The following is a 10,540-nucleotide window of genomic DNA, read 5'->3' as shown; positions in this document are numbered from 1 at the left end:
GACTGCATCAATGCGCGGCGCATCTGCTCCAGCAAAACTGCGACGGGTGCAGGTTTGCGCAGCCAGAGGTCTCCACCGAGGCCGCTGTTTGGAGCGCCGTTTTGTTGAATCGTCGTGAAGAGGACGGGGACGCCCCGTTCCCGTAAGCGAAGCAGCAGCGGCTCCACTGGAGGCGAGAAGTCTCCATCCACCAGGGCCAGATCGGGCGACGACGCTTCCAACGCTCGAAGCGCCTCCTCTTGCGAGGCGGCGGCGATGGGTTCCATGCCGAAACACTCCGCCCAGAACAGGAACGCCCTGCGCGCCGCCTCATTGTCATCGAGCACGAGCAAGGTTCGCCCCGCAAGCGAGGATTCTCTCCGACAAAACGCATCAGGAGACGCTTCGGCGCGCACGGTGAAGAAGAAGGTGGAGCCGACGCCTTCCTCACTCTTCACCCACATGTCGCCTCCCATCAGCCGGCACAGATTGCGCGCAATGGCCAGCCCAAGCCCACTCCCGCCATACTTGCGGGTGGTGGAGGAATCCACCTGCGAAAACGCCTGGAAGAGGCGATCCAAACGCTCCGACGGGATGCCGACTCCGGTGTCGCGCACGGCGAAGTGAAGGGTGCAGGGCAGGCTTTTCATCGCCCCGGCTGCGGGCGGCGAGACGGCGTCCCACTCCACCCACAGCGTGACGACGACCTCACCCTGATGCGTAAATTTGACGGCGTTGCCGATCAGGTTGATCAGAATCTGACGCAGCCGCACCGGATCGCCGGTGACTCTGAGCGGCAGCGCGCGCTCCGGCGAGGCGACCAGCTCAACGCCTTTGGCCGAAGCCTGGCGGGCGAACATGCTCAACGCTTCTTCGACGCACGCCATCACATCGAAAGCAATGCGCTCCAGCTCTAGCTTGCCCGCCTCGATCTTCGAGAAATCGAGCACGTCGTTGAGGAGGCTGAGCAACGCTTCCCCGCTGATGCGGATGGTCTCGGCGAACTCGCGCTGCTCGGAGGTCAGCGGCGAATCCAGCAGCAGGGCGGTCATGCCGATCACGGCGTTGAGCGGCGTGCGGATCTCGTGGCTGATGTTCGCCAGGAATTCGCTCTTGGCGCGGTTGGCGGCCTCGGCCTCGCTCGCCAGCCGTCTCGTCTCGGCCAGCGTCTGCTCCAGCTGTTGGTTTAGCTCGCGCAGCCGCTCCTCCGCCGCCTTGCGCTCCTCCAGCTCCCTGTGCAGCGCGTCGTACAGGCGGGCGTTTTCGACGGCGACCGCCGCCTGCATGGCGATCGTCTCCAGCAGGCGAATCTGCTCGGGCGTGTAGGCGTTCGCCTCAACGCTCTGAATCGACAGCACGCCCACCACGCGGTCGCCTATCCTCATCGGCGCGCCGACGTAGGAAACGGTCGGCGCCGGGCCGACCATCAGATAAGGGTAGGTGCGCTGCGCCTCGGGATCGCGCATGTTGGGGACGTAAAGCGTGCGCCGATGCTGGATGACATAGCCGGTCAAGCTTGCTCGCTCTCGCACATAAATGCGATCGAGCGAACGGTACACGCCGAGATCGTAAAACAAGGGGATCTCATAGCTTTCGCTGTCGGCGTCATAGATCGCCACATAAAGCGTGTCCACCGGCAAGACGCGACGGCATGCTTCCAGGATGGCGTGCAGCACCTCGGTCATCGTGCGACCGGAAGTGATCGCCAGCCCGATCTGAAAGAGCGTCGATAGCTCCGTCGCAGGTTGCGCCTCTGCGGGCGGCTCGGGCGATGAGGACGGATTGGGTTTCAAATTTATCTGCTCCGCCGCGCTTTTTGCAATGTCCACTGAAGCATAAAATTAAGGCTTTGAACAAGCCGATCACGAGAGGACAACGGACTAAGAAATCTTCAAGCGCTAAAAACATTATAGAGTTATCGTGAAGAACGAAACAACCGTCTAACGCCGTAGATCACCTCTGCGGCTTTGCGCTTCATCCTGTCTATATGGCAGAGTATAGCGAGACTTACGTTCTCATGGTGCGCAGTTCGATGACGCCTTCTCGAAGAATACAACCTTTCAGGAATCCGGATGGAATTCCACAAAGATTCGGGCAACCCGTAGGCGCAGCTGCGAGCTGCGCTTCCTTGCATTCCCCAAGGCCTTGCGGGCCATCGAGAGCGTGCGGCTGGGAGCTGCACTTACAAGGAAGCCGGCCTTCGCGTTTGTTAAAGAGCTTCCCGGAAACAAAGCCAATTTCTCAATACGCAATACGCAACACGCTCTACCCATCCATAATTCAATCGACGGAGCAATCATCCCACTATGACGCACCCTTCGTATCACATGACGCCGCAGGAGTTTCGTCAGTACGGCTATGCGCTGATCGACTGGATCGCCGACTATCATCAGCGCGTGGAGTCCTTTCCGGTGCTCTCGCAGGTGCAGCCCGGCGACATCCGCGCCATGTTGCCGACCTCGCCGCCACAGCACGGCGAACCCTTCGACGCCATCCTGGCCGACGTCGATCGCGTGATCCTGCCCGGGGTCACGCACTGGCAGTCGCCCAATTTTTTCGCCTACTTTCCGGCCAACGCCTCCGGCCCGGCCATTCTTGGCGAGCTGCTTTCGGCCGGCCTGGGCGTGCAAGGGATGCTCTGGCTCACCAGCCCGGCCTGCACGGAGCTGGAGACGCACATGATGGATTGGCTGGTGGAGATGCTGGCCCTGCCGGAGAAGTTCAAATCGACCTCCACAGGCGGCGGCGTGATTCAGGATTCGGCCTCCAGCGCCACCCTCTGCGCCTTGCTCGCCGCCCGCGAGCGAGCAACGCACTTTCAGACCAATCGCTCCGGCGGCGCAGGTCATCTGACCGTCTACATCACCTCGCAGACGCATTCTTCGGTGGAGAAGGCCGTCATGATCGCCGGCATTGGGCGAGACAACCTGCGCATGATCGACGTGGATGAAAGCTACGCCATGCGCCCTGAAGCGTTGGCGGAGCAGATCGCCCGCGACCGCGCAGCAGGCTGCATCCCCACTTTCGTGTGCGCCACCGTCGGCACGACCTCCTCCAACGCCATCGATCCGCTGCGCCGCATCGGCGAAATTTGCCAGCGCGAGCGCGTATGGATGCACGTGGATGCGGCCATGTCCGGCGCAGCCGCGCTCTGCCCGGAATTTCGCTGGATTCACGACGGCCTGGAGTTCGCCGACTCCTACTGCTTCAACCCGCACAAGTGGATGTTCACCAATTTCGACTGCGATGCGTTCTTCGTGGCCGACCGCAAGGCGTTGATCGACGCCTTGAGCATCCTGCCCGAATATTTGCGCAATGCAGCAACCCAAACCGGCGCCGTGATCGACTACCGCGACTGGCAAATTCCCCTGGGGAGACGCTTCCGCGCGCTGAAGCTCTGGTTTGTCATTCGTCACTACGGCGTCGAAGGCTTACAATTTCATGTGCGAGAACATGTGCGCATTGCCCAACAATTTGCCGAGTGGGTGCGAGAGAGCGCAGATTTCGAGCTGGCCGCACCCGCGCCGCTCAACCTGGTCTGCTTCCGGCACAAAGGCGGAGACGCCGTCAACCAGCAGCTCATGGATCGCCTCAACCGCAGCGGCGATCTCTTTCTGACCCACACGCGGCTGGACGGCAAGCTGACGCTGCGCATGAGCATCGGCCAGACGCACACGCAGTTAAAACATGTGCAGCGGGCGTGGGAGCGCATTCAGGCGGAGGCGCAATGGCTGACGAAAGGCGGTTCAGGAAGCGTATGACGATCGTGAAGATCTGCGGCACAACCAATCTGGAGGACGCATTGGTCGCCGCGGAGGCGGGCGCCGACCTGCTGGGATTTATTTTCTATCCGCGCTCACCCCGCTATGTAGCGCCGGAGACGGTCGCTGCAATCGTGAGAGAGATGCGAGCAGCGTTCGCCGATCCGCCCCTCTGCGTCGGCGTTTTCGTCAATACGCCGGCGCCAGAGGTGAAAAGCGTGTTAGAACGCACCGGCCTCGACCTGGCGCAATTGCACGGCGATGAATCGGTCGAAGCGTTGCAGGCGCTTGAGGGTCGAGGCTTCAAGGCGGTGCGGCCCAAAGAGGTGGCGGAGGCGTTGTCGCTGGCCACCCTTTATGCGCCCTTGGGTTCACCCTCTGGCCCCCAGCTTCTGATCGACGCCTATCATCCTCATCTGTTCGGCGGCGGCGGGCGGCGCGGCGACTGGGATGTGGCGGCGGCGGTGGCGCAGCGAGTGGAGCGGCTGCTCCTGGCCGGCGGCTTGACGCCGGAGAACGTCGCCGAGGCGGTGAGCGCGGTGAAACCGTGGGGCGTCGACGTCGCCAGCGGCGTGGAGGCGACGCCGGGGCGCAAGGATCCTGCGAAGCTGCGTGCGTTCATCGCAGCAGTCAAGGGAGGGGCGCCCCCTTCTCGCCCTTCCCCTGACTGACTTCAACTTTTGATCGGGATGGCGCCCTTGCAATAGGGGCAATGCGCCGCCCTGTTGCGTGAATCAAGGTCGAAAAGTTCTACAATTCTGTGCGAATTGCACCGTATTGTTTGGGCATTGTCATCGTTGCGCCATTGCCCGATTTAAAGCAATGGTTTCTCGTGGGTGCGGCTCCCAGCCGCGCGTCCTTGGCCAAGCATAGAGCTATAAGGGAAACCAACAAAGCCCAGCGACGTACGCCTTTCTTAATCCCTTACAATTCAACATCTCTGGACATAAGTATCCCATGCCTGAAAGCATGAACGAGCTCCATTATCCGAGGTGTAGGTCACTGACATTGGTTTTGATGGCACATATATGAACTCGTGGCGCGTCACTGCATAATCTCCATAACCAGAAGACATGAGCCGTCGTGTTTGAACAAAACGGGTATTTGTATTCCAGGCATCATGATAATTTTGCAGGATCGGTCCGGCATGCCAGATTTTTGTGTATGCCCGCAGCCAGTAAAGTGTCACCGAAGAGGACGAACTACCTATGCTTCCTTGACTTGGAAATCCTGTGGTTGAGGCAGTCCCGACGGTGCCCACCGGATCCACCCAGACACTTCTAGTTTCCGCGCGAACCTGTCGGCCAATCTGAGCACCAAGAAACAACGCAATAATAAATACAATGGCAAGTTTTCTTGCGAATTGGTAAGCCATTTTATTCTCCCAAAAATTAAATATTGCGGAGTGCTATAACTTGCGAGGACAATTTTCGCTCGTAGCGCCTGGTTCTAATTCTTGTTGATTCCCGCCATCTCAGCACGCACCCGATCGAAATAATCGATGGCGCCGTATAAATCCTGAACGAAACTTTCAATCTCTTGCTCGTTTGTCAATTTTCCTCTGGATCTGCCGAGGTGCCCTATCATGACATTTGGGGTGTCAAGTTTTACCGGCTCTCCTAGGATGGAATGCTCCAACCAGTTGGCTTTGCGCATGAGCTGCATATCTTGAGGGGTTCCCAGCAAAAGTGCATAGAACAGGATATATCCATCGTCGCCGATAGGAATGCGCGCTTCCCCAGGATTGCGCAAATTCGGCAAGCCTAGTGCGGCGGAAAATGGCTCAATGTCAATCCCGATCCCTGCGATGATAAGACCTTCCTCGATCTGGGAGCGTAGCCATGTGCGATCGGTTTCTGTTAACTCCGCGAATTTGCTCTGCGCCGCCACCAGCGCATCAAGCGGGTGCACTTCTGCAACCTTGCGCACCTCCGTCCAGCTTTCTAGCAACTGAAAACCATACGCCTGCGCCATCTCGAGCGTCCACTTTCCGTGCTCGACGCTTGGGTCGCTCAGATACACAATGTGATAGGCGGTCGTTATGGGTTTCGATTGCGCTGCTGCATCGTTTTCTCGATTGTTGCCACCAGCCAGATACCCAAGCGTGACGCCTGCCAGAGCAATCACAAATAGGAGCAGCTTGCTCTTCATCTCTATGTCCTTTCGCCACGCAGATTTCGCCGGTTGAGTCTCCTTGGATCTCTAGGAGTTAAGGAATTGCCCATGCTTACTTTCTTGCACTAAAAACGTTAACATTTTGTCGTCTCTCTCTGTAGTTGAAGTCACAATTCACCCGATTGCCCCGCCGAAATTTTATGGCTTGTGATCGTAAACAAACTTATAGGCGTAAACAAGCTTATGGGGGTCTCGACATGTCACCCCCTCATTTCCTTCTCTTCGATCGGCGCCCAAGTGGGGAACCGCACAATCCCAAACGCAAGCGTGCATTTCCAATGTTTCGCCGTTTGCTTCGATCTTGGGTACAATCGTTTGGCAGAGCTATCGATTCGCAGCCGTCAAATCGGCATCACAAGTCGGAGAAAGCACGATGAACCGTCTCCTCACCTTGATTCTATCGTTCACGCTTATCCTGGCGCTCGCCGGCTGCGCAGCGGTGACGCCTCAGACGCCCGCCGAGGCCGGAACGACGTTGACCAAAGTGCGCATCGGCACGCAACCCTGGATCGGCTACGGGCCGTGGTGGATCGCGCAGGAGCAGGGTCTTTTTGCCAAGCATGGCATCGAGGCCGAGCTGATCGACTTCGTGACCGACACCGAGGTCAACGCCGCCTTCGCCTCCGGCAACATGGACGTGGCCAACGTAGCGACGCACACCGCCATCAAGCTCTTCGCCAACGGCGTCGACCTGCGCGTGGTGTTGGTCGAGGACGCCTCCTACGAAGCCGACGCCATCCTGGCCCCGTCGTCGATCACGTCGATCGCCGACCTGGCCGGCAAGACCGTTGCCTTCGAGGAGGGCAGCACGAGCGACCTTTTGCTCAACTATGCGCTGGCGGAGGCCGGCATGAGCATCAACGACATTGTCGCCGCGCCGATGCCCGCCGCCGACGCCGGAGCCGCCCTGATCGCCGGACAGGTGGACGTCGCCGTCACGTATGAGCCGTACATCTCCGAGGCCATCAACCAGAATCCGGACATCCAGAAGCTCTACACCGGCGCAGCCGATCCAGGGTTGATCTCCGACGTGCTGATCGCGCGCACGGCGTTCGCCGCAGCGAATCCCGACGCGATGAAGGCGCTGATGACGATCTGGGACGAGGCGGTGGCGTTCCTGCGCGCCAACCCCAACGAAGGCCGCGCCATCATCGCAAGAGCCGTCGGCAGCGCACCGGAGGAGCTTGCCACTGCCTTCGACGGCGTCGTCTTCTACGACTTGGCCGAAAACGCAGCCGGCCTGGCGCCCGACGGCGAGTTCCGCAAGGTGATGGAGGACGTGCAGAAAGTCTCGATCGCCATCGGCCTGATCGACGCGGCGGTTGACCTTGACGCCCTGATCGACGCCTCCTTCGTGAGCCGATGAGCGGGTCTGTTCCTTCGCAGCGGCCGGCCGAGCTCCGGCGTCAGCCGGTTCGCCTGCTTGAGCTGCGCAGAGAGATTCCCCGGCGCTGGTACCTCGGCGCCGGGGTCGGCTTCATCGCCCTCTTTCTCATTGCCTGGATTGCGCTGACCGCCGGGCAGTGGGTCTCGCCGATCTTCCTGCCCTCGCCGCTGGCCGTGCTCGCCGAACTGCGCAGCCAGGCCGCCAGCGGAGTGCTTTGGCAGGACCTGTGGGCGAGCGTCTATCGCATCATGGTCGGCTGGGTGCTCTCCACCGTGTTGGCTGTGCCGATCGGCGTGCTGATGGGCAACTTCCGCTTTTTCGAGGGGCTGTTCGAGCCGTTCATCGACCTGGTGCGCTACATGCCCGCCGTCGCCTTTGTGCCGCTGACGATCCTGTGGTTAGGCGTGGGCGACGCGCAGAAGTTCGCCATCCTTTTCATCGGCGTCTTTTTTCAGCAAGTGCTGATGATCATGGACAACGTCAAGACCGTCCCGCGCGAGATGATCCAGGTGAGCTACACCTTCGGCCTCTCGCAGTGGGAGATTCTGCGCAGCGTCATTCTGCCGGCGGCCATGCCCGGCATCTGGGACACCTTTCGCATCACCGTAGGTTGGGCGTGGACCTATCTCGTCGTGGCGGAGCTGGTGGCGGCGAACGTGGGCCTCGGCTATCGCATCATGCGCGCGCAGCGCTTCCTGGAGACCGACCAGATCATCCTTGGCATCCTGATCATCGGCCTGCTGGGGCTGTTCACCGACTATCTTTTCAAGTGGTCGTATCGTCGACTCTTTCCGTGGGCGCTGCAAAGTCGGTAGATAGATTCAATGATTCCATCAGCAAAATTACAAGCCCAACACGTTTGGAAGATCTTCGGCGGCCAACGGGAGGCGGAAGTTGTAGCCGTGCAGGACCTTTCATTGCACGTCGGCGTCAACGAGTTCGTCTCGCTCGTAGGACCGTCCGGCTGCGGCAAGTCGACCTTCCTGATGATGGCCGCCGGGCTGGAGTCGATCAGCGCCGGCGACATCTGGATCGACGGCAAGCCGATCACCGGCCCCGGCGCGGATCGCGGCATGGTCTTCCAGAGCTACACGCTCTTTCCCTGGCTCTCGGTGGAGGAGAACATCCGCTTTGCATTGAAGAAGAGCAAGCTCTCGCGTCGCGAGCAGGACGCGCTGGTGCGCGAGCACATCCAGTTGGTCGGCCTGGAAGGTTTCGAGCGGGCCTATCCGAACCAGCTTTCCGGCGGCATGCGCCAGCGCGTAGCCATTGCGCGGGCGCTGGTCTATAAGCCGGAGATGTTGCTGATGGACGAACCCTTCGGCGCGCTCGACGCGCAGACGCGGCTACAGATGCAGGAGCTGCTGCTCAACGTCTGGCAGACGCATCGGACTACGGTGCTGTTTATCACACACGACGTCGAGGAGGCGTTGTTGCTCTCTGACCGCATCTACGTGATGACGGCGCGGCCGGGGCGCATCAAGGCGGAGGTCGTGGTCGATCTGCCGAGGCCGCGCAACCTGCTCGACACGGAGAGCGACCCGCGCTTCGCCGCGTTGCGTCGCCAGGTGTTGACGCTGATCCGCGAGGAGGCGCAGCGCGCCGCAGCCTCCGGCGAATTTGCAGGCGCAACGTGATGGAGGCGATGCGCCGGTTTCTCCCCCTCTCCCAGCCTTGGGAGAAGGGGGCCGGGGGGTGAGGGCCTTCTTTCTGTGGAGGGCCTGCGGCTACGAGCCGCAGCTACAATGTTCCCATCCCCCCTCTCCCAGCCTTAGGGCCAGGGGGTGAGGGCTTCCTTTCTGTGGAGGACCTGCGGCTACGAGCCGCAGCTACAATGTTCCCATCCCCCCTCTCCCAGCCTTAGGGCCGGGGGTGAGGGTCTGCGGCGCCGACGGACTCGAAGACGAAACATCCCCCCATGACTCCGAAAGAGAGGAGCGATGATTGCTGCACTCCGCGAAGACGCCCGTTTCATTCTTGACCGCGCCATCGAGGCGGTGTCGCCGGAGCCGGCCGTGCGCAATTTTCTGCGCAGCGTCACGCCTCCGCCGCGCGTGACGCTGGTCGCCATCGGCAAAGCGGCGTGGCGCATGGCGCAGGCGGCGCTCGCCGAATGGGGAGACGCCATCGTGCAGGGAGTGGTGGTCACCAAATATGGCCACAGCCAGGGCGAGCTGCCCGGCCTGGAGGTCTATGAAGCCGGTCATCCCCTGCCCGACGCCAACAGCCTGCGAGGGGCGCAACGAGCGCTGGAACTGGTCGATCCATTGGGTGCGGAAGACCTCGTGCTCTTTCTTGTCTCGGGCGGCGGGTCGGCGCTCTTCGAGGCGTTGCCCGAAGGCGTCACGCTCGATGATCTGCAAGCTATCAACGAACAGCTGCTGCGCTCCGGCGCCAACATCGTGGAGATCAACGCCATTCGCAAGCGACTCTCGCTCGTCAAAGGAGGGCGCTTCGCCCGGCGCGCCGCGCCGGCGCGCGTGCTGACGCTGGCGCTCTCCGACGTGCTTGGCGACCGGCTCGACACGATCGCCTCCGGCCCGGCCTATCCCGACGCCACGACCGTCGAGACGGTGCGAGCCATCATCGACAAGTATCGCCTTGCGCTGTCCCCCAAGCTGCGCCAACTTTTGGAGCAAGAAACGCCCAAGGCGCTTGACAACGTCGAGACGCACATCATCGGCAGCGTGCGCGTCGCCGTCGAGGCCGCCGCACAGGCTGCACAGGAACGAGGGTATCGTCCGCTGATTTTGACCACTACGCTGGATTGCGAAGCGCGCGAGGCGGGCCGCTTCCTGGCGGCGATTGCGCGCTCGGTGCGCAGCGAGCAGAAGCCCCTGGCGCCGCCGTGCGCCGTGCTCTGCGGCGGCGAAACGGTGGTGACCGTCGTCGGCGCCGGCAGGGGAGGACGCAACCAGGAGCTGGCGTTGTCTGCGGCGATTGCGCTGGCCGGTCTGCCCGATGTGGTTCTGGCCTCCGTCGGCACCGACGGCACCGATGGGCCAACCGATGCGGCCGGCGGCATCGTCGACGGCGAGACCGCGGCGCGGCTGGCCGCGCAGGGCGTCGATGCGCAACGGGCATTGGCCGACAACGACGCCTACACGGCCTTAAGGGCCAGTGGCGATCTGCTCATCACCGGCCCGACCGGCACGAACGTCAACGACGTGACGCTGCTGCTGGTGAAGTAAACGACTCGCCCCAAAACCGGTGACTTGTCTGTCTCGCGTAGATTTTG

9 protein-coding genes are annotated in these 10,540 nt (G+C 61.3%); 6 read left to right on the top strand and 3 right to left on the bottom strand.

Annotated elements, in window-relative coordinates; all coding sequences use genetic code 11:
* The coding region (locus Q0367_RS16900; protein WP_298983689.1) for an ATP-binding protein at nucleotides 1–1,772 on the bottom strand (1,772 nt) is incomplete at its 3' end.
* Nucleotides 1,773–2,306: 534 nt separating this feature from the next.
* Between Q0367_RS16900 and Q0367_RS16895 the strand changes: the two genes are divergently transcribed.
* Nucleotides 2,307–3,740, top strand: coding sequence for a pyridoxal-dependent decarboxylase (locus tag Q0367_RS16895; RefSeq protein WP_363325884.1), 1,434 nt, complete (start codon nucleotides 2,307–2,309; stop codon nucleotides 3,738–3,740).
* Nucleotides 3,737–4,411: a phosphoribosylanthranilate isomerase gene (locus tag Q0367_RS16890; protein ID WP_298983685.1), complete on the top strand. Its 675-nt coding sequence runs from the start codon at nucleotides 3,737–3,739 to the stop codon at nucleotides 4,409–4,411. Before Q0367_RS16895 ends, Q0367_RS16890 begins: the two co-directional genes overlap by 4 nt.
* 260 nt (nucleotides 4,412–4,671) lie before the next feature.
* Here the strand turns inward: Q0367_RS16890 and Q0367_RS16885 are convergent, their stop codons facing one another.
* Both Q0367_RS16885 and Q0367_RS16880 read right to left on the bottom strand, forming a co-directional pair.
* On the bottom strand, nucleotides 4,672–5,115 hold the full coding sequence (locus Q0367_RS16885) for a hypothetical protein (protein WP_287483318.1): 444 nt from the start codon (nucleotides 5,113–5,115) through the stop codon (nucleotides 4,672–4,674).
* A 74-nt stretch (nucleotides 5,116–5,189) separates the two neighbouring features.
* A complete protein-coding gene (locus tag Q0367_RS16880) occupies nucleotides 5,190–5,891 on the bottom strand; it encodes a hypothetical protein (protein WP_298983683.1) in 702 nt (233 codons plus the stop codon).
* 397 nt (nucleotides 5,892–6,288) lie between these two features.
* Between Q0367_RS16880 and Q0367_RS16875 the strand changes: the two genes are divergently transcribed.
* The 4 genes from Q0367_RS16875 to Q0367_RS16860 all read left to right on the top strand — a co-directional run bounded on the left by Q0367_RS16875 (nucleotide 6,289) and on the right by Q0367_RS16860 (nucleotide 10,493).
* On the top strand, nucleotides 6,289–7,281 hold the full coding sequence (locus Q0367_RS16875; RefSeq protein ID WP_298983681.1) for an ABC transporter substrate-binding protein: 993 nt from the start codon (nucleotides 6,289–6,291) through the stop codon (nucleotides 7,279–7,281).
* The gene (locus Q0367_RS16870) at nucleotides 7,278–8,117 is read left to right on the top strand and encodes an ABC transporter permease (RefSeq protein WP_298983679.1); all 840 of its coding nucleotides are present in this window, start codon (nucleotides 7,278–7,280) and stop codon (nucleotides 8,115–8,117) included. The genes Q0367_RS16875 and Q0367_RS16870 overlap by 4 nt, the downstream gene beginning before the upstream one ends.
* Before the next feature lie 87 nt (nucleotides 8,118–8,204).
* Entirely contained in the window at nucleotides 8,205–8,939 is a 735-nt protein-coding gene (locus Q0367_RS16865; RefSeq protein ID WP_297634395.1) for an ABC transporter ATP-binding protein, read from the top strand.
* A gap of 303 nt (nucleotides 8,940–9,242) precedes the next feature.
* On the top strand, nucleotides 9,243–10,493 hold the full coding sequence (locus Q0367_RS16860; protein WP_298983677.1) for a glycerate kinase: 1,251 nt from the start codon (nucleotides 9,243–9,245) through the stop codon (nucleotides 10,491–10,493).
* Nucleotides 10,494–10,540: the final 47 nt, after the last annotated feature.

This window comes from uncultured Caldilinea sp. (assembly GCF_937128415.1).
In the GTDB taxonomy this organism is placed as follows: domain Bacteria; phylum Chloroflexota; class Anaerolineae; order Caldilineales; family Caldilineaceae; genus Caldilinea.
The sequence above is the reverse complement of the archived record's forward strand: the minus strand, read 5'-3'. Positions and strand labels throughout refer to the sequence as shown.